Genomic DNA, 18,829 nt, shown 5'->3' on the forward strand with positions numbered 1-18,829 from the left:
TGTCCTGGCTGACTGGCAGTCTCCTCCGCCGCCTCCCGCGGGCCGATTTCTCTCCCTCTCGGCTTACCGAACGCGACTGAGCGCGTGCCGAGGAGGTGTGTATGACGAACCAGCAGGTCCAGGTGTTCATTCTCCATCTGGGATCGCAGCAATCCATTGGTCCCGGCGACCTGCGGGTGATGTGGGCCACGGCGTGCGAGTCGCTCGATATCGCGGTGTCCCGGCGCGAGCTTGGCCACGGCCACAACACCGGTCGCCCGTGCTTCAGTCTGTGGGCGGGCCGCCAATTCCATCGCGCACCGGCCGAAAGGCGGATGCGTGCCCTGCTTGAAGCGCGTGGCTTCCTGTTCACGCTTACGCATACCGCCCTGTAGGAGGGTGCATGGCTTTTGATGTTGGGATCGGCAAGTGCCGGTCGGTGTCGTCGGATTCGGTGGAAGTCTGGGTGGATGGTTCCATCGTCCGCCGGCTGGTGCCGGAGACCAAGTGGCAGCGTGATGGCATCAGCGTGCTGCATGTGCCGTCGAAGCTGTGCAGTGCCCGTCATCCGTTGACGGTGGGCGAGGAGGTGTTCCTGGACACCGGCCTGATCAACGCCAACAGCGTGGGCAAGCTGGATGTCGACGGCGGCGGCGAGTTCGCCAAGGCGCGGCTGTCGATGCTGGTGCCCACCATCGACCCGGCCCCCACGCCCCCGCAGCCCTCGCGCAAGGCGAGCTGGCGCTGAGAACCTCCCGCGCGTGCCCGGCACGCGCGGTCAGATGGTGGTTGCACCCTCCCGATGACCAAAGCGGCCCCACGCGGGCCGACGAATGGTGCGTGCCCGGCTTCGGGGTTCGCACGCTCACGCCAACCTATCGCGCTGGCGCTGCTGCCGGCGTCGCCAACAGGCCCAGTTGCTTCATCAGCCCAAACGAATCGGCGCAGGTCCATTCCTCGGCGATTCGTCCGTCCGCCATTCGAAACAGCGTCGTGCCCGTGATCTGCACTGCGCGACCGGTCGCCGGAATGCCATTCCCTGTGCCGGTGTTGGTCCCGCGCGCGGTCCAGTGCACGGCCACCAGATCGCGCTCGGCAACCTGTTTGTCGACCGTGATGTTGAGATCCGGAAACGCCTCGCGCCATCCCTTGGCTTCTGCCATGCCGTCGGCATGGGTGAAGTTTCTCCTGCCGCCGTGGCCAACGAAGTCCGCGCTGTACGGCACTTCGAATCGACCCTGATTGAGGCCTTCCTCGTACACCCTGCGGGTGACCGACTTGTTGAGTTCCAGAGACTCGGCGCGAACGCCGTCGGACGCAGTGGCTCCGCACGGAGTCATGCCGGTGAGGGCGACGAGTGTTGCCATTGCGGACAGCAGGATGTTGCAGGTTTTCATGACCATCTCCGAAACGCGGAAGCGCGTGTTGCGGATGATGGGGTCGTGCACGACCGCTCGCGCGCCCTTGGTGTCGGGTGGACGTGGTGGCGGGATGAGTGGTGGCTGCGGAGTGACGGGAGCGCGTCACGGCTCGGCGCTGCCGGCATGTTGTCGATCGTGGCTCCGGGGTGCGCGCTGAACTTCGTGATGAGCCGGGCTGCCACGATTGCGTGCCGACATCGAAGGCGTGGCCACGCAGCTCAAGGAACGTCCACGGGTGCCGCAGGGCTGCATGCAGCGGCCGCGTTGGCCGCAATCCCTGAAGTCTGCGGTTGAGATCCCCCCTCCAGGCGGCAGAGCGTACTCTACTGTGTCACCCGCACAGCGAGCGCAGAGGAAAACGGCGCTCAGCGAAGCAACACGTCGAGCGCCGCCCGATAACGGCGACTGCCGTTGACCTGCGCCCCGTTCTTGAGGAGAACGACGAAGTCGCCATTGAACAGTGGCTGGACTTCGCGAATCCGGGCAATGCTGACGATCGCTGCGCGTGATACCCGGATGAAACATTGTGGATCCAGGCGGGACTCGAGACTGGCCATCGTCTCGCGCAGCAGGTGCTGTTTCGCGCCTGTGTGGATCTCGACGTAGTTTCCTGCGGCGACGATGCGATCGACCTCGTCGATGTCGAGCAATCGGACGCGTCCCTCTGAACGGATTGCGAGTCGCGTGGGATAGCGCTGAGGTGCACTTCGATCGATCGATTTCAGCACCTCGGAAACGCGGCGGGCGAAGCTGTCATCGGGATGGCCGACGTGGGAACGGGCGCGTTGCAGCGCACGGCGAAAGCGTTCCGGATCGATCGGCTTCAGCACGTAGTCGATCGCTTGGGCATCGAACGCGCGCACAGCGTGTTGATCGAATGCGGTCACGAACACGACCGCCGGCATGCGGTTGCCGCCGATGGCTTCGATAACGGCGAAGCCATCCAGTTCGGGCATCTGCACATCGAGGAAGACGAGGTCGGGCGAATGCGCGCTGATGGCCGATATGGCCGCTCCACCGTCCTCGCACTCTTCGACGACTTCGATGTCCGGCTCCTGCCGCAGGAGCCGCACTATCCCGCGGCGGGCGACCGGTTCATCGTCAACGATCAGTACGCGGAGGGTCATGCGACAGTGCGCCAGGGTAGCTCGATCTCGGCGATGACGCCGCCGTCGTCGGAATTTCGCACTTCGAAGCGCTGCCTGTCCGCATACAGCAAGCGCAACCTCGCCCGCGTGTTCGCCAGGCCGATGCGTTCGGTCGTCGACGGTGGCAATCCTCGGCCGTCATCCGAAACGCGCAGCAGCAGGGCATCGTCCTGCCGGTCCGCCCTGATTTCGATGTGCCCAGGTCCTGCGCGCGTGGCCAGTCCATGGCGCAGGGCGTTCTCAACCAGGGGCTGGAGGATCAGGTTGGGGACCCGCGCTTCACGCACCTCGTCGGGGACTGTGATTCGGTAGCTCAGACGCCCCTCGAAGCGGGCCTGCTCGATCTCGAGATAGCTTTCCAGAAAGCCGATCTCCTCGCCAAGCGGCACCTCATGCGCCTCGCTGCTGTCGAGCGAGCGGCGCAGCAGGGCGCTCAGCTGCAAGAGGATCCGATCCGCCGAGTCGGCATTCTCGTGCATCAGCACGGAGATCGTGTTCAGGGCGTTGAAAAGGAAGTGAGGCTGCAGCTGGGTGCGCAATGTCTGCAGGCGGGCGTCCGCCAGCTGCGCTTCCAGGCGGAGCTGCCGACGATCCTTTTCGCGGGCGGTCCGCACCAAACGCTCCACGTGTGCCACAGCGACGATGAGCCAGTACACCGGGAGATTCAGGAGAAACGTCGTGCCGAGCAGCCGGTTGAAGGTGCCGAACCAGGTGGGCTCGACCTGGGCCGCGCCGATCATCGGCGCCGCCAGCGCGAAGAGCGCCAGGTTGACTAAGGCGCAGATCCCCGAAGCGAGGCCGTGGACCACGAGCGCGCGGAGGACCTGTGGTCGTTGTAGCGGAAACCGTGCCGCAAGCCGGAGGGCGGCCGGCGTGAGGGCAGCCCAGACGGCGGCCCAGACGAGCCAGATGACACTGGCGCGGACCCACGCCAGCGGTTCGCCCCGTACCTGGGCGGCGAACCAGGCCTGCCCGGCGAAGAGCATCGCGACCAAGGTCCATGCCCCCAGGATGGCCACGCCCCGGCGACCGAAGCCGGACCCGGTCTCCATCATCGGTGTCGCCATGTCGGGCTCTTTTCCAGCGAGGTGTGCCACCGGCCGAGCTGCCTCCCGTCGCCGATCCCGTCGCCGGCGTTGGCAGCATACCCAATTGCTTCATCCCCCCGAACGCGTCGCCGCACATCAATCCCTCGGCAATGCGCCCATCGGCCATCCGGAAGCGAGTAGCGCCTGTGTTGATCCATCCCCTGCGATGTCCGGTGCACATCCCCAGCCCCTTCGGCGAGCGTGCTGTCGACGGCGACCCTCAGGCCTGGAAGTGCAACGTGGAAGCCGTTGAGTTCGACCATGCCGTCGGCGCCATGGCCGACAAAGCCCGGACTGCAGCGCGCGTCGAATCGGCTCCGGCTCAAGCCCGCCCCTGGTGCCGGCAAGGACAAGGGCCTCGATGGAGCCCGGCGCGAACTGACCTCGCGCTTTCGCCGCAGCCACGCACCGGACACCCGACACTGGGAGCGGCGGCAACGACTGACACGCGACCGCCCCAGACAGCAGAAGGCCCCGCAACGCGGGGCCTTTCTTTTGCGGCAGTACCAGTGCGTGGCCGGCGATACCGGCCGCGCCTCACTCCCCGCCCGGCCGTTTCCCCGTGACCGACCACTGCGTCAACGTGCGGAACGCCTCGCCGATCTGCTCCGGGGAAAACCCGCAATGCCCTTCGCCCGCGTCGGGCAGCACCAGCGGTGCGATGACGTCCCCGCCCGCGTGCGCGAGGGCCGCATAGAGGGGCTGCAGACGCGGCGCGATGGTCGGGTCGCCGGTGTTGTACTGGATCACCAGCGGCTTGCGCACCTGCCCGGTGAGCGCCGGTGCGGTGGCTGCATAGGCCATCGCCGCCGCATCGCCCGCATGGCGTGGCACCGCCGCATTGAACACTGCGTTGTCGCCGAACCCCGTGTACACCGTGCGCGTATTGTCCACCGGCAGCCCACCCGCGCGGCGTCGCATGTCGTTGAATACCAGGGCATGCAGGCTGACGATGCCGGGCACCGCGTCGACAGGCACCTCCATGTGCTTGGCCAGCAACGCGGCGGCGTCCGGGTTGCCGGGCAACGCGCCGGTCACCGCGTTCATCACGTCCATCTGCCCGAGCTCCGCCGCGGCAGGACCGGACAGCCCACCGTCGGGTACGCCCGTGGCGCCGGGGAAGAACGTATCGAACGCCACCAGCGTGGTGAACAACTCTTCCGCCAACCGTGCGCCCGGCACGTTGGCGCCGCACAGCGACAGCGCGCCGTCGTACTGCGCCGGCTGCTGTTCAAGACTGGCCACGGCGATGCCGCCGCCCATCGAGAAACCCACCAGCCACGTGCGACGCGGTGCGCCATGGCGTTCGACGAAGTGCGCGCGCAGGCGCTCGGTATCGTCGATGCCATCGCGCATCGCCCAGCCCTGCGTCGCGAACCCGCTCTGCGCCACCGCGTATCCCTTCGACAGGAACACCGGCGTGGCCTCGTTCGCCGGCCACGGCGACGCGCGCGGCACGCCGACCGGCTCGAAGCCGTGCACCAGCATGACCAGTTCGCCATTCCAGTCGGCGGGAATGTCGATGCGGTAGGGTGCGGCGGCCAACGTGCCGGTGTCTTCCACCGGCGGCGCCACCGCCGTGGAGGCATCCACGGCACGTGCCGGCGGCAACGCCAGCAACAACGCGATCGGCAGGCAGGTAAGCAGGCGGTGCAGGCGCATGGTGGAACTCCTTGTCAAAGCGATGCGGCGGTCGCTGTCACCACATCAGGTCGTCGGGCACCTGGAACTGCGCGTAGTACGCATCGTCCTCGGAGGTGGCGGCCCCGGTGTCGGTGCCCTGGCCATGGTCCAGCACGATCATGCCGGCATCGCGTTCGCGCACCTTGTCGGCGGCCACGCGCGGCAGCAGTTCGTAGCGGTCATCCAGCTGCACGATCACCAGCGCGCCGGCCGACAGCTTCCGTCGCAGGTCGTCGTTGACCAGCACGGTGCGGATGGCACCGTGCGCGGTGAAGCGGTATTCGACTTCACCCGTGCGCGGCACCTTGCGGTCTTCGATGATCTGCCGCGCCTGTGCACGCAGTTCCGCGCTGCGCGCCTGCGCCTTGCGCTCGGCTTCGATGGCGCGGTCACGTTCGGCCTTTTCGGCGCGAGCCCGTTCCGCATCGCGCTGGATGTCGTTGGGCGCGGCCGGTCCCTTGCCGTGGCGCGCCTTGTTCTGCTCGCGTGCGACCTCGGCCAGTTTGGATTTCTTGACCAGCCCTGCCTTGAGCAGCTGTTCCTGTAGCGGATTTCCCTTTGCCATGTCGTGGTGTCGTGCAGGAGGTTTCCGGGCCATCATACCCGCCGTCCCCGCCCGCCACCCGCCGTCCACGCCCACGATGGATGCCCTGAAATACCTCGCCGGTTACCCTGCCGACCTGCAGGCACGCGTGCGTGCGCTGATCGCGCAGGAGCGGCTGGGCCCGATGCTGGCCGACAAGTACGGCCAGCTGCATACGGTGCGCAGCGACGGCCAGCTGTACGACTACGTGCAGGCGCTGAAGGAACGCCACCTGCGCCGCTCGGTGCCGCTGGGCAAGGTGGCCTACGACAGCACGCTGCAGGTGATGAAGCACGCGCTGGGCACCCACACCGCGATTTCGCGTGTGCACGGCAGCCGGCTCAAGGCCAGCCGCGAGATCCGCATCGCCACCGTCTTCCGCGACGCCCCCGCCGAGTTCCTGAAGATGATCGTGGTGCATGAACTGGCGCACCTGAAGGAAGCCGACCACAACAAGGCCTTCTACCAGCTGTGCACGCACATGGAACCCGACTACCACCGGCTGGAGTTCGACCTGCGGCTGTACCTGACCCATCTGGAGATGGGTGCGGGCAGGTAGCACGCGCAAGTGCTACGCACCCGGGGTATGAAAAGGGGGGCGTGCAGTGCTTGTGTTTCTCCCTCGCCCCGCGCGCGGTGGAGCAACTGTCTTGATCCAGGGGCAACGCAACTGCCGCTGCGTGTCGCGCGTGCATGACGCCTTCGAAGCCGGCGTAGCCCGGATACGGCCAGTGGCCGCATCCGGGCACACGGGGCCGGACATGTCCCGATGCCCCGGGTGCGCTGCGCTTGCCCGGGCTACGTGGCTTCAGCACCGCCTTTCTGCTCGCCCCTCATCCGCCCTCCGGGCACCTTCTCCCCGTGAACGGGGAGAAGGATTCATGGCGCGGAGCGTTTTTCTTTCCCTCATCGTCTGTGGGGAAAAAGAGGCATGGAGGGAGCGTTCTCCCTCTCCCCGCTTGCGGGGAGAGGGTGCCGAAGGCGGATGAGGGGCGAACGGAGCGCGGGTGCGCCCGCTCACTGTTCGCCGTCAGCGTCCGGTGACGTGCACGGCGTCAGCGTGGCTGGCACACCGGCGGGTTGGTCATGCCGAACGACAGCAGGTTGCCGCCGTTGACGGTACAGGCATACGTTTTGCCGTTGCGGGCCTTGAGGGTGACGTAGGTGTTGGTGCCCTCGGTGCGGCGTTCCGCGATCGTCAGTTCCGAAGGGGACAGGCCGAGCACGCCACCGGTTTCGGACAGGATGCGTTCGTCCGACAGGGAGTTGGTGCGGCTGGCGATGGAGCTGCAGCCGGCAGCGATGAGGCAGCCGAGTGCCAGGACATTCCAGGCGAGGGTGCGAAAACGCATCGTGTGAATCCTTTTCATGAGGGGGGGGGTCGGAGAGGCAACACGCGCGCAGACCCCGGAAGCGCGCGCGGGGATCACAGCGTCAGTTCGAGCGTCGCCTCGGCGTTGAACGCTGCCGACCAGCGGCGTGCGCCGGTAGCACGCAGGTCGTACAGGCCGTAGGGCGTGGCCAGTGCGGCGCGCGACAGCGAGCCGTCGCTGGCCAGCGAGACGATGCGCAGGCGCTGGCCGGGCCACGCGTAGGCATTGGCGAAGAAGGCGCGCAGCGGTTCCGCGCCGGCCAGTTCGCCGACGCAGCGGCCGTGCTCGATGCGGAACGAAGCCTCGGTGTCGAAGCGCGCCCCCTTCAGCGTGCCGGCCACGCGACCGGAGGCAGGGCAGGCCGCCGCGACCAGTCCGTCCGGTTGCGGGCGGAATGGCGCCGCCAGCAACTGCGCGGTGGGCTCCATCGCCGATACCCACATCGCGTTGGACAGCACGCTGGCAGCGGTGTCCTGCGCCGGCCACAGCATCAGCATGCTGCGCGCGCCGGTGGTGATGCCGGCGTGGTGCGCGGTGGGTTCGCCGTCGGCATCGCGGCCGATGCGCCAGCCGAAGCCGACGTCGTAGGTGCTGTCATGCGCGGGGGCGCCGCTGGCCAGTCGCATGGGTTGTCGCATCGCCTGCCAGCGCGCGGCGCCGACGATGCGGTGCTCCAGCACGCGGCCGCCGAAGGTGGCCAGCGCCTCGGGCGTGGCGGCCAGTCCACCTCCAGGCCAGGTATAGCTCATGTCGGTGCGCGGTACGTGGCGCACAGCGCCGTGTTCGATGTCGTACAGCTGCGAAGCGTGTCCGCCATCCGTTTCGCCGTCGGCACCGATCGCCAGGCCATCGGTGACGTGGTGGCGGACGTAGTCGAGGAAATGTTCGCCCGAACGCGCTTCGATCACCGCGCCGAGCAGCGTGTAGCCCCATGACGAATAGCGGTAGGTGGTACCGGGGGCCGACAGCAGCGTGCGGCCGGAGAAAATGCCGACCGCATCGCGCGCGGTCGGATAGCGGACGCGGCCGAGCACCTGGAGGTCGTTGCCGGCGTAGTGCGGTGCGCCGGAGGTGTGCGAGGCAAGCTGGCGCACCGTCACCGGCGACCACGCCGGCGGCAGCCAGGGCAGTGCGTCGCCGACGGGCGCATCGATGTCGATACGACCCTCTTCCGCCAGCTTCGCTGCCGCAGTGGCGGCGATGACCTTGGAGACGCTGGCCAGCCGGAACACCGTATCGCGCTGCACCGGCATGCGGGCTTCGACATCGCGCATTCCCGCGCAGCCGGTCCACACCACGCGACCGTCGCGCCACACGGCGGCGCCCATGCCCGGCACACCGTTGGTGGCCACCAGGGCCTGCAGCAGTTGTTGCGCCGTCATGGCGGCGGCATCGTCGGACGGCCCGCCGCAGGTGTCGGCGGCAAGCGCGGTCGTCGCCGTGCAGGACAGCGCAAGCATGCATGCGATGAAGCGCAGTGGCGCGAACGGACGGAAGGAGGTGGCGCGCATCGGACGGCTCCGGAAAGGGAGCCCTCACCCTAGTGGCGCGATCCTGCGTTGTCGTCGCGCGTGCGGCTGCACGTGCACGCGCTGCGCCGGTCCGGTGGGGCGGTGCCCGCGCGGCGGATGAGACGGCGTGCGCGCGCGCCGTTGCCGGGATCAGCCGCCCGCGTGCAGCGCAGACAGCAGCGCGTCGATGTAGGTGCGGCTGACGCGCACCGGCGTGCCATCGTGCAGCCGCAGCACCGCATCGCGGTTGGTCAGCGGCTGCAGCTCCGCCACCTGGTCCAGGCGCACGATGGAAGAGCGGTGCACGCGCACGAAGCGCGCCGGGTCCAACTGAGCGGCGAGCTGGTGCAGCGATTCGCGCACGATGTACGTGCGTTCGCCGACATGCAGCACGGCGTAGTCGCCGTCGGCGCCGATCCACGCGACGCTGTCGGCGCGGATGAAGAGCGTGCGGTGGCCGATCCGCACCGAGAATTTCTCCAGGTGCCGCGTCGGCGCGTCGGCAACGGGCAGCGTGCGCGCCGTGTCCAGGTCACGCAGGCGCAGCAGCTGGCGCGCGCGGGTCATGGCCTCGGCGAAACGCACGTCATCGACGGGCTTGAGCAGGTAGTCGACGGCGTTCAGGGCGAACGCCCTGACCGCGAAGCTGTCGTGCGCGGTCAGCAGGATCGCAAGTGGTCGCTGTTGCGGCGGCAGCGCCGCCAGCACGTCCAGGCCGGTCATGCCCGGCATCTGCACATCCATGAAGACCAGATCAGGTGGCTGCGCCTGCAGGCCGGCCAGCGCGGTGGTGCCGTCTTCGTACTCGCCCACCACCTCCAGATCGTCGAACGCCGCCAGCAACGACAGTACACCGCGCCGTGCGAGCGGTTCGTCGTCGACCACGCAGACGCGGATCACGCAGCCGGCTCCGGCGCGGTGCGCAGCGGCAACGTCAGCCGGACGCGGTAACGCCCCGCATCGATGCCGGCCTGCAGGCCGGCATGGTCCGGATAAAGCCGGGCGAGGCGGCCACGCACGTTGTCCAGGCCGACGGCGGTACGCGCGTCCTCCGATCGTGGTGGTGCTTCGCCGGGCGCAGGAAGGTCGTTGTCGATGCGGATATCCAGCTGCGTATCGTCGTGGACGATGCGGATGTCGAGGCGGCCCGGCGCAGTGCGCGGGGCGATGCCGTGGCGGATCGCGTTCTCCACCAGCGGCTGCAGCAGCAGCCCGGGCACGTGCGCGCCGAGCACGCCGTCACCGACATGCCACGACAGCAGCAGGCGCCGGCCAAGCCTGGCTTTTTCCACTTCCAGATAGGCTTCGGTCATGACGATCTCTTCGGCCAGCGTCACCTCGTGTCCCGCGCGTGCGTCGAGCACCGCGCGCAGGAAGTCGCCGAGCCGCGCCAGCATCTGCCGTGCTTCCGGGCCCCGCTCCTCGGCGACCAGTGCGGAGACCGCGTTGAGCGTGTTGAACAGGAAGTGCGGCTGCAGCTGGTAGCGCAGTGCACGCAGTTCGGCATCACGCGCCAGGGCACGCGCCTCCAGGTGCCGGGCCTGCTCGTGGCGCAGCTCCGCGTAGTACGTCACCACCGCATGCACCGCGCAGTACGCCACCAGCACCAGCCAGGCGCCTTCCAGGCCACGGAACAACAAGCCGACATCCAGCGTGCCCGGCGCGACAAGACGCGCCAGGCTGCCTGAGGTGGCGGCCTGCAGTGCGACACTGAGCAGGCGCGTGGCCAGCGCCATCGCATAGGTCGCCAGCAGCAGCACCAGCGCGATCTGCCACACCGCCATGCCGCGCCGCCACAGCCATCGCTGCAAAGCGGTCAGCGGCAGCACCCACAACACGAACGCCGACAGGTACAGTGTGCGTGCCAGCGTGGCATTGCCGTGGCCGAGGATCGGCATGGCCATCACCAGCAGGCAGACGCCCAGCGGCAGCCCGGCCAGCACCGGCAGCCAGAACGGCGGCAACGCGTGCCGGCTGGCGCGCGCCGGCGTCATCGGCATGTCGCACCGTGTTCGCAACAGGTTGAAGGACGTTCAGACGAACACATGGGCGATGGGCGGGCTCGGAGTGGATGAGGCATGGCGCGTGTCCATGCGCGGTCGTACGACGGCCATGGTCGGCGGGGAGCGCAGGGACGCGCAATGGCGGATGCTCTGGGCGCCAGCTCAGCATGGCCGCCGGCACCGCCACCAGCGCGCTGCGCCAGGGCGGTGACGCCATGCGGTGGTGCGGTTGGCCGCAGCCATGGACGCCGCACGCCTACGTTGGGCGCAGGCATCCTTGCCATGCCTGCGAACGGAGAGGTCGGTGTCTGGCAGCATCGGATGAAGTGATGACGTCATCCGGGCGGCGCGATCCGGGTGATACGGACGGCACGTGCAGCAATGCCGGGAGCGTGCGCCACCGCTTCGCGCGGCGCCGTGCCTCCTTGTGCCCGGACCCCCGCGGATCGCCCGCAGGCTCACGCCAACCTCGGCGTCAGTGTTGCGCGCACTGCTTGACCAGCCACGCGCGTGCGGCCTGCAGCGGCTGGTCCGTGGTCTCGTCAGGCACGACGGGCCCCTGGTGGATCACGCCACGCCGGTCCTGGATATGCGCGGTGGTCAACGCCACCATGCCGCCGTTCGACAAGCGCATGCTCGCGTTGGCGGTGGTGGCGCCCCGGGTGGGCTGGCCGAAGAAGCGCACGTTGCGCTGGCCCTTGAAGCCCAGTGCCAGGATCTCACCGGAACTCATTGTGCCCGGCCCCAGGATGACGGCGAGGTGCGCGGGCTTGCGTACCAGGGCCGGCAGCTCCACGCGCGGAAACACGCTTTCGTTCATCCGCAGCTGTCCGTCGCGGACGTTGACCACCTGCGGCGCTCCGCTGCGTCCCTGGAAGGTCTCCAGTACGCCCTCGTCGTACAGCGGCGCGATGCCGCCCATCATCGGCCACATGTTGCCACCCGGATTGTGGGCGACGTCGATGATCAATCCGCAGGGGGCGTTGGCCAGTGACTGGTTGAGTGCATCGCGCACATCGCGCGTCGCCGCGGGCGTCTCGGCCGACCCGCCGCTCCAGGCGTTGATCGCCAGATGGCCGACGCCTTCGACGGTGCCATGCGCCTGCGCGATGGGCTTCGGCGTGCGTGCCGCCGGGTTGCCGGTGGACGTGCCGGCCGCTGCTCCGGACGGCGCTGACGAAGGCGGGGGTGGCATGTAGAAGGAATGCCCATCCTTGAGGGCGCCAAGGACATGTCGGATGGCAGTGGTGCGACCGGCTTCGCCGGGCGAGGCCGCCAGCAACACGTACGCCTCGCGTTCAACGACGGGCCAATCCGGCAGGTGGCCATTCACGCCTCGCGTGCGTGCCGCCGCGATGACTTCATCAAGGATGGCGTCCGCCGCATGGAGCGGCGGTGCGCAAGCGAACAGGGCCAGGGCGATGGCGGAAAGACGGGTGCGTAGCTTCACGAATGCGCGTTCCTTGTGCATGGGGAATCGGAGGGAGGCGGGCGGAACTTCGACGTTCCTTTCGTTGGCGGTGGTCCGCAGGTGGGGCGGGTGCGCCTTCAGGGCAGCCGCTTGAACGTCGTCGTCTGCAGGAACGGAGTGCCGTCCTTGTGGAAGGCGGCCTTGGTTTCGGTCAGCGTGCCGCCGTCTTCCGTGACCGAGTAGATGCGGGTCGAGGAGGGCGTGCCCTGGTAGGCGAGCTGCAGCACCACCACGTTGGGGGCGGGCATCTTCGCCGTGCCGACGTCGGCCCAGTAGCTGCCGGTGATCTTGCCGGGTGTCCCGTCCAGCGCCAGGGTGGCGTCCGAATCCATCGTGCCGCCATTCGGATCGACGATCTCGATATGCGTCGACCACATCCCGTCGCCGGGCTGCCTGAATTCCATCGTGACGCTGCGCGGGCGTGCGTCGGGGGGCATCGGCAACGTCGCCACATCCAGTGCCCAGCGGCCGACCAGCGGTGATGCGGCGAACGCGGGCGCGGCGTGCAGGGTGAGTGCGGCCAACAGGGCGAGGGACTTGGTCTTCATGGAGCCTCCGTGCAGGGTGGCGCGATGGCGGCGGGAACCGCATCCGTCGCGGGCAGGGCGACCATGCCATTCCATCCGCAATACTGTCCAGCCATGCAGCCCCGGCATGCGCAACGCGCCCGGGGCCAAGCGAGGTATCGGGATCTGCAGTGCCGGATGCGGCCGTGGCCTCACCCGGGCGGCGTGATCACGGTGAGGCGGATGCGTGCAGCAGCAGCGACGGAAGTGCGCGCCGCGGCCTCGCCCTGCGCAGTGCATCCTTGCGCCCGGACCAGAAATGGATCTCGCGCTTGAGATGCTGCCCGAAGAACACCGCCACGCGTTGCACCACGCCGGTCTGCACGACCACCAGCATGGGTTCGCGCGCCTCGGCCGGAATGGGCCAGCCTTCGTTCTCGGCGCATTCCACCGCGCGGTCATTCAGCAGGTGCGCGACGCGCTGGAAGCCGGATGCATTCGAGATGACGCGATGCAACTTGGTGTTCATGGCGGCTCCGGACGTTGTGCGAGCCGGCACACTGCGGGCGCGGAAGTTAACCAGTTTCGGAATTCCGCGTGAAGCCAAGCTAGCACGTCGCCAGCATGCACGGCGCGGTTTCGGACAGGCGGGCGTCACGCCACGGTCACGACGGGGCGCGCATCGTGGCGCAGCTACGGTGCAATACCGTATCGGCTGCTCAGCCGCGCGCCACGTCTTCCCCATCCTCCGCATTGAGCTGCACCTGGCATCGCGCCGGGTCACGGCCTTGGCCGTCCACGAGACCCAGGAAGGGTCCATCCCGCAGGAACCCCCATGGAAATGCAGCAGAAAGAAGGCCTCGTGCAACAGAACCTGGTAGGCACCCTGAGGAGCAACCACACGTTCGGCACGTTCGCCCATGCCATCGACAAGGCAGGGCTGACCGCATCCCTCAATGGCAGCGATCAGTACACCCTGTTCGCGCCGACCGATGATGCGTTCTCGGCGTTGCCCGCCGGAACGCTGGATCGCCTGCTGGAACCGTCCAACAAGGATGAGCTCACCGCGCTGGTGAACTATCACCTGGTCACCGGCCGCAAGACCACGGCCGATGTGGGCAAATGGCAGTCCGCGCGCACCGTGCAGGGCCAGGGCGCGCCGATCAGGATTGCCGACGGACAGATCAGCATCGACGGCGCCCACCTCACCCGGCCCGACATCATGGCCAGGAATGGCGTGATCCACGGCATCGACAAAGTGAACATTCCGGAATCCAGGCCTCACTGAGGTGAGGCAGCAAGGGAATGCACGCGGCGGGGAGCAATCCCCGCCGTTTTTTTTGACGGAACCTGCACGTGCGACGACCGATGCTGCGCACGGACCGCGCAACAGGCGAGAAAAGATCCATGAAATCCAGGCATCTGCGCATGGGCGTCGGCTTCCTGCCGATCTTCGAGGTCAACGGTGTGCAGGCGGCGCAGATGGTCATCAGGCCCGGTGGCAGGGAAGGCGGACCGGACAATCGCCATCGCGGCGCCGATCAGTGGCTGTTCGTCGCCGAGGGCCAGGGCGTGGCCATCGTGGAAGGCGCGCGCCGCGCGTTGAAGCCCGGCAGCCTGCTGCTGATCGAACGCGGCGAACGCCACGAGATCCGCGCCACCGGCCGTACGCCGCTGAAGACGGTCAACTTCTATTCCCCGCCCGCCTACACGCCCGACGGCGATGAGCGGCCGGCGGGCAAACCCTGATACACGACGAGGTGACGACGATGGAAAGCGTGGCGCGCAGCCTGTTCGAACTGGGCATGCCGTGGTGGGAATTCGTGTTGCGTGCCGTCGCCGTCTACGTGGTGGTGCTGCTGATGGTGCGCCTGACCGGCAAGCGCACCGTGGGCCAGTTCACGCCGTTCGATCTGCTGGTGGTGGTGCTGTTGGGCACGGCGGTGCAGAACTCGCTGATCGGCGAGGACACATCGTTGCTGGGCGGCCTGATCCTGGCGGCTACGCTGCTGGGCCTGAACTGGAGCGTGGGCAAACTTTCCGCGCGCAGCCGCCGCTTCGACCAGGTGGTGGAGGGCAAGCCGGTGATCCTGCTGCGGCATGGCGAACTCTTCCGCGATGAGCTGGCGCGCCAGTCGCTGAGCGAGCACGACTTCGCCATCGCGCGCCGTTCCGCAGGCTACGCCACGCTGGGGGAAATCGAACTGGCCGTGCTGGAAACCTCGGGCGAGATCACCTTCATCGGCAGGAAGCCCTGATCCGGTAGCCAGGTGGGCGGCAAGACGGTGCGCCCATTCCTTCTCCCCGTCATGCGGGGAGAAGGATGGCCGGAGACCGGGCGTGCGGCCGGTGGAAACTCAGTGCTTGTGCCCGAGCATCTCGTCGCGGCTCTGTTCGGCGCGCGAGGCACCGATCGCGGTTTCGACCTTCTTGACCTCTTCCGGGGGCGGCAGCACTGCGGGCATGCCCAGCGACTGGATCCACAGCTCCCGACACCAGCCCATCGTGTGGTACAGGTGGTGGTCTTCGTCGCTTTCCACGGCCTTGTACGCGGGCTCCAGCACCTTGGCCAGTTCGCCGCCCTGTTCCACGACCTTGCCGATCAGTTCCCAGTTCTGATGGTCCTTGGTTTCGGCCAGTACGACGCATTCGGCAGCGACCAGTTCGGCGGCCTCCGGCGTGTCGCTCTTCATGGCCATCTCGATGGCCTTCACCAGCGAAGCGCCCTGGTGCGCGACCACGCTGCGGCCTGGCGACTTCTCTTCGGTATCCATGCCGAGTTGCTCGAACACGCGGGTAAGCACTTCTTCATGCGTGCGTGTTTCGTCGAGGTACTCACCCCACTCCTTCTTCAGGTCCTTGTTCACTGCGGCCTTGATCGCCGTGGTGTAGATCTGGATGCCGCCGCGTTCGGTTTCGATGGCCTGCAGCAGCAGCTCGTGGACTTGCGCGGTGTTGACAGTGCGGGAACGTGCCATGGCGGTACTCCGTGGCTGTGAAAGGAGTAACCGTTCTAGGCGCAGGCACGAAAACACGATGTGACGGCGACGCATGCACGACGTTCACATAGCCAACTGCGCGCGCTCAGGTGAAGCGCATGCGAGGCGCGATGCGCGGCGTCATGTCGTGGATCCCCGGCGCGTGCCCGCAGTCCTGTTCCGGCAGCGGACATCGGCAGGGTGCGCCGCGCGCTGTGGAGGCGCGCATCCGGACGTTGCCCCGTTCCGTAGTGGTGAACGCGGCCCAGCCCGGGGCCGCCCGGGCCATGTCCGGCATGATGGGTTATCCTCCACGCCCCCCGCAGGAATCGATGCGATGAGCCAGTCCGACGACAACCCCGGCAAGGTCACCCAGGCGCAGGCCGAGGATGCCGTGCGCGTGCTGCTCGAATGGGCCGGCGAAGACCCGGCGCGCGAAGGCCTGCTGGACACGCCCAAGCGCGTGGCCAAGGCCTACCGCGACTGGTTCAGCGGCTACCAGATGGATCCGCGCGAGTACCTGGCGCGCACGTTCGAGGAAGTGGCCGGCTACGACGAGATGATCGTGCTGCGCGACATCGAGTTCGAAAGCCATTGCGAGCACCACATGGCGCCGATCATCGGCCGCGCGCACGTGGGCTACCTGCCCGACGGCAAGGTGGTGGGCATCAGCAAGCTGGCGCGCGTGGTGGACGTGTATGCGCGCCGTTTCCAGGTGCAGGAGAAGATGACCGCGCAGATCGCGCAGTGCATCCAGGACGTGCTGCAGCCGCGCGGCGTGGCGGTCGTCGTCGACGGCGCGCACGAATGCATGACCACGCGCGGCGTGCACAAGCGCGGCGTCAGCATGGTGACCAGCAAGATGCTGGGCACCTTCCGCGAAGACGCACGCACCCGCGCCGAGTTCCTGCGCTTCATCGAGACCGGCAACGGGCGGCGGTGAGGGCGGGCGACGTTGTAGGAGCGACGTGAGTCGCGACCGGATGACGTCTGCGTCCATTCGCCTGCCGTATCCCGTGGCGCCCGCTTTCCCGTTATCGGGAGGCATACGATCGCGACTCACGTCGCTCCTACAAAGGGCACAAGCATGACCACCTGCCCCTGCGGCACCGGCCGCGATTACGCGGCCTGCTGCGGCCGCTACCACGCCGGTGGCATCGCCCCGGATGCCGAAGCGCTGATGCGTTCGCGCTACAGCGCCTTCGTCATGGCCGATGCCGGCTACCTGCGCGCCACCTGGCATCCCGACACCTGTCCGGTCGAGCTGGGCCTGGACGCGCCCGGCGCGCCACGCACCACGTGGCTGGGCCTGTCGGTGAAGCAGCATCGCGTCACCGGACCGGATACCGCCGAGGTGGAGTTCGTCGCCCGCTACCGCGTCGGCGGTGGCAGCGCCGTGCGGCTGCACGAGCGCAGCCGCTTCGTCCGTCTCGACGGGCGGTGGCTGTACGTGGAAGGCGAGCATCGGTGACGGGCTTTTCCTTCTCCCCGCGTGGCGGGGAGAAGGTGGCCGCAGGCCGGATGAGGGGCGAACGAAGCGGCGATGCTGGCCATGTCGCGCGCCCATTACATGCGTGATCACTTCTTCTAATGGTTTCGCGTGCCGTCGAGGAACAGGTCTCCGTTCGCCCCTCACCCGCCTTCGGCACCCTCTCCCCGCTGGCGCAGGGAGAGGGAGAAACTATCTCAGCCCCTCGGCTTCTCCAGGTAATCCAGCGTGACCTGCAGCAGTGCGCGCACGCCGACGTCGAGCGAGGCTTCGTCCAGCATGAACTCCGGGGAATGGTTGCTGGGCGCGGTCACCGGGTCGGTGCCTTTCGCCGTGCTGCCGACGAAGAAGAACATCGACGGCACTTCCAGCGCGTAGAACGAAAAGTCTTCGGCGCCCATCTGCAGCGGCGGGGTGATGACGTTGTCCGTGCCGACCACGGCCTGCAGGCTCGGCGTCATGCGCGCGGTGAGCGCGGGGTCGTTGATGGTGGCGGGGTTGCCACTGCGGTCGGGCACGTTGGCTTCCACCTTCGCGCCGTGCGCGGCGGACACGTGGCTGGCGACGTTCTTCAGGTCGGCGAAGATCTTCTGCCGCATGCCTTCGTCGAAAGTGCGGATGGTGCCGACCACTTCCACGTCGTCGGGGATGATGTTGTAGCGGATGCCGCCCTTGATGGCGCCGAAGCTGACCACCGCGGGTTGCCGGGAGATGTCGGTGCGGCGGCTGACGATCGTCTGCGTGGTGCCGATGACATCGGCCATCGCCACGATCGGGTCCACGCCGCCCCATGGCCGCGAGCCATGCGTCTGCCGGCCGACGACCTTCAGGTTGAAGCTGTCCGAGGCCGCCATCAACGGGCCCTGGCGCACGCCGATCTGGCCGACGGGAATCGACGAGAACACGTGCAGGCCGAACATCGCGTCCGGCTTGAAGTCCTTGAACAGGCCTTCCTTCAGCATCAGCGATGCGCCGCCTTCTTCGCCGGCGGGCGCGCCTTCCTCGGAAGGCTGGAACACCAGCAGCACTTCGCCGGGCAGCGTGTCCTTCATCGCCACCAGCGATTTCGCCACGCCCAGCAGGATGCCGGTGTGCGCGTCGTGGCCGCAGGCATGCATGACGCCGACGGTTTCGCCGCGATAGGTCGCGGTCGCCTTCGATGCGAACGGCAGGCTGTTGCGTTCGGTCACCGGCAGCGCGTCCATGTCCGCCCGCAGCGCGATGCGCTGACCCGGCCTGCCGCCCTTGATGACGGCGGTGACGCCGTGGTGCGCGATGCCGGTGCGCGGTTGCAGACCGAGCTTGCGCAACTCTTCAGCGACACGCCTGGCGGTCTGCTCCTCGCGGTTGGACAGCTCCGGATGCTGGTGGAAGTGCCGGCGCCAGTCCACGACCTGCTGCTGCACGGCCTTGCCGGCGGCAGCGACTTCCGCTCGTTGCGCGGGTGCGGCGTCCTGCGCGGCGGCGGGCAGTGCGCAGGCCAGCGCGACGGTGAGCAGGGAAACGGCGAAGGGACGTGCGTGGCGCATCGTGTCGGCTCCTGGAGGCAAGCCCCGATGCTAACCGCAATGGGCTGGCACTGTAGGAGGGGCTTCA

22 protein-coding genes are annotated in these 18,829 nt (G+C 67.9%); 8 read left to right on the forward strand and 14 right to left on the reverse strand.

Features of this window, described 5'->3' with window-relative positions; translation table 11 throughout:
• Positions 1–101: 101 nt before the first annotated feature.
• Together WBN46_RS18580 and WBN46_RS18585 are read left to right on the forward strand one after the other, a co-directional pair.
• A complete protein-coding gene (locus tag WBN46_RS18580; RefSeq protein ID WP_142122901.1) occupies positions 102–374 on the forward strand; it encodes a hypothetical protein in 273 nt (90 codons plus the stop codon).
• Positions 375–382: 8 nt separating this feature from the next.
• The gene (locus tag WBN46_RS18585; RefSeq protein ID WP_337732872.1) at positions 383–727 is read left to right on the forward strand and encodes a hypothetical protein; all 345 of its coding nucleotides are present in this window, start codon (positions 383–385) and stop codon (positions 725–727) included.
• A 127-nt stretch (positions 728–854) separates the two neighbouring features.
• Here WBN46_RS18585 and WBN46_RS18590 read toward each other — a convergent pair whose 3' ends face one another.
• The 5 genes from WBN46_RS18590 to WBN46_RS18610 form a co-directional block, all read right to left on the reverse strand.
• Positions 855–1,427 carry an ester cyclase gene (locus tag WBN46_RS18590; protein ID WP_337732873.1) on the reverse strand — a complete coding sequence of 191 codons (573 nt, stop codon included), beginning with the start codon at positions 1,425–1,427 and terminating at the stop codon, positions 855–857.
• Between the two features lie 338 nt (positions 1,428–1,765).
• The gene (locus WBN46_RS18595; protein WP_337732874.1) at positions 1,766–2,527 is read right to left on the reverse strand and encodes a response regulator; all 762 of its coding nucleotides are present in this window, start codon (positions 2,525–2,527) and stop codon (positions 1,766–1,768) included.
• Complete coding sequence (locus tag WBN46_RS18600; protein WP_337732875.1) at positions 2,524–3,615, reverse strand: histidine kinase; 1,092 nt, start codon at positions 3,613–3,615, stop codon at positions 2,524–2,526. Before WBN46_RS18600 ends, WBN46_RS18595 begins: the two co-directional genes overlap by 4 nt.
• 558 nt (positions 3,616–4,173) lie before the next feature.
• Positions 4,174–5,298, reverse strand: a complete 1,125-nt coding sequence (locus tag WBN46_RS18605) for a hypothetical protein (protein WP_337732876.1) — start codon at positions 5,296–5,298, stop codon at positions 4,174–4,176.
• 37 nt (positions 5,299–5,335) lie between these two features.
• A complete protein-coding gene (locus WBN46_RS18610) occupies positions 5,336–5,884 on the reverse strand; it encodes a DUF2058 domain-containing protein (protein ID WP_337732877.1) in 549 nt (182 codons plus the stop codon).
• Positions 5,885–5,960: 76 nt separating this feature from the next.
• Between WBN46_RS18610 and WBN46_RS18615 the strand changes: the two genes are divergently transcribed.
• Positions 5,961–6,461, forward strand: a complete 501-nt coding sequence (locus WBN46_RS18615) for a M48 family metallopeptidase (protein ID WP_337732878.1) — start codon at positions 5,961–5,963, stop codon at positions 6,459–6,461.
• Positions 6,462–6,957: 496 nt separating this feature from the next.
• On the opposite strand, the gene WBN46_RS18620 is transcribed toward WBN46_RS18615, so the two are convergent.
• From WBN46_RS18620 to WBN46_RS18650, 7 genes are all read right to left on the reverse strand, one after another.
• Positions 6,958–7,254, reverse strand: coding sequence for a hypothetical protein (locus tag WBN46_RS18620; RefSeq protein WP_337732879.1), 297 nt, complete (start codon positions 7,252–7,254; stop codon positions 6,958–6,960).
• 74 nt (positions 7,255–7,328) lie between these two features.
• Positions 7,329–8,786, reverse strand: coding sequence for a serine hydrolase domain-containing protein (locus WBN46_RS18625; protein ID WP_337732880.1), 1,458 nt, complete (start codon positions 8,784–8,786; stop codon positions 7,329–7,331).
• Positions 8,787–8,936: 150 nt separating this feature from the next.
• Positions 8,937–9,686, reverse strand: a complete 750-nt coding sequence (locus tag WBN46_RS18630) for a LytTR family DNA-binding domain-containing protein (protein ID WP_337732881.1) — start codon at positions 9,684–9,686, stop codon at positions 8,937–8,939.
• Positions 9,683–10,786, reverse strand: a complete 1,104-nt coding sequence (locus WBN46_RS18635; RefSeq protein ID WP_337732882.1) for a histidine kinase — start codon at positions 10,784–10,786, stop codon at positions 9,683–9,685. Before WBN46_RS18635 ends, WBN46_RS18630 begins: the two co-directional genes overlap by 4 nt.
• A 478-nt stretch (positions 10,787–11,264) precedes the next feature.
• Entirely contained in the window at positions 11,265–12,239 is a 975-nt protein-coding gene (locus WBN46_RS18640; RefSeq protein WP_337732883.1) for a S41 family peptidase, read from the reverse strand.
• A gap of 98 nt (positions 12,240–12,337) precedes the next feature.
• On the reverse strand, positions 12,338–12,808 hold the full coding sequence (locus tag WBN46_RS18645; RefSeq protein ID WP_337732884.1) for a LuxR family transcriptional regulator: 471 nt from the start codon (positions 12,806–12,808) through the stop codon (positions 12,338–12,340).
• Positions 12,809–12,995: 187 nt separating this feature from the next.
• On the reverse strand, positions 12,996–13,295 hold the full coding sequence (locus WBN46_RS18650) for a hypothetical protein (RefSeq protein ID WP_192203185.1): 300 nt from the start codon (positions 13,293–13,295) through the stop codon (positions 12,996–12,998).
• 312 nt (positions 13,296–13,607) lie between these two features.
• Between WBN46_RS18650 and WBN46_RS18655 the strand changes: the two genes are divergently transcribed.
• The 3 genes from WBN46_RS18655 (at position 13,608) to WBN46_RS18665 (ending at position 15,024) form a co-directional block, all read left to right on the forward strand.
• Positions 13,608–14,054, forward strand: a complete 447-nt coding sequence (locus WBN46_RS18655; protein WP_337732885.1) for a fasciclin domain-containing protein — start codon at positions 13,608–13,610, stop codon at positions 14,052–14,054.
• Positions 14,055–14,173: 119 nt separating this feature from the next.
• Positions 14,174–14,515, forward strand: a complete 342-nt coding sequence (locus WBN46_RS18660; protein ID WP_337732886.1) for a cupin domain-containing protein — start codon at positions 14,174–14,176, stop codon at positions 14,513–14,515.
• 20 nt (positions 14,516–14,535) lie between these two features.
• Complete coding sequence (locus WBN46_RS18665; RefSeq protein ID WP_192203234.1) at positions 14,536–15,024, forward strand: YetF domain-containing protein; 489 nt, start codon at positions 14,536–14,538, stop codon at positions 15,022–15,024.
• A 99-nt stretch (positions 15,025–15,123) separates the two neighbouring features.
• Here the strand turns inward: WBN46_RS18665 and WBN46_RS18670 are convergent, their stop codons facing one another.
• Complete coding sequence (locus WBN46_RS18670; RefSeq protein ID WP_142122914.1) at positions 15,124–15,744, reverse strand: hypothetical protein; 621 nt, start codon at positions 15,742–15,744, stop codon at positions 15,124–15,126.
• 337 nt (positions 15,745–16,081) lie between these two features.
• On the opposite strand from WBN46_RS18670, the gene folE reads away from it, so the two are divergent.
• Positions 16,082–16,687: a GTP cyclohydrolase I FolE gene (gene folE / locus WBN46_RS18675; RefSeq protein ID WP_337732887.1), complete on the forward strand. Its 606-nt coding sequence runs from the start codon at positions 16,082–16,084 to the stop codon at positions 16,685–16,687.
• Between the two features lie 144 nt (positions 16,688–16,831).
• The gene (locus tag WBN46_RS18680) at positions 16,832–17,215 is read left to right on the forward strand and encodes a YchJ family metal-binding protein (protein WP_337732888.1); all 384 of its coding nucleotides are present in this window, start codon (positions 16,832–16,834) and stop codon (positions 17,213–17,215) included.
• A gap of 215 nt (positions 17,216–17,430) precedes the next feature.
• On the opposite strand, the gene WBN46_RS18685 is transcribed toward WBN46_RS18680, so the two are convergent.
• A complete protein-coding gene (locus WBN46_RS18685; RefSeq protein WP_337732889.1) occupies positions 17,431–18,762 on the reverse strand; it encodes a M20 family metallopeptidase in 1,332 nt (443 codons plus the stop codon).
• Between the last annotated feature and the right edge of the window lie 67 nt (positions 18,763–18,829).

The organism is Pseudoxanthomonas sp. CCNWLW251 (genome assembly GCF_037402255.1).
Taxonomy (GTDB): domain Bacteria; phylum Pseudomonadota; class Gammaproteobacteria; order Xanthomonadales; family Xanthomonadaceae; genus Pseudoxanthomonas_A.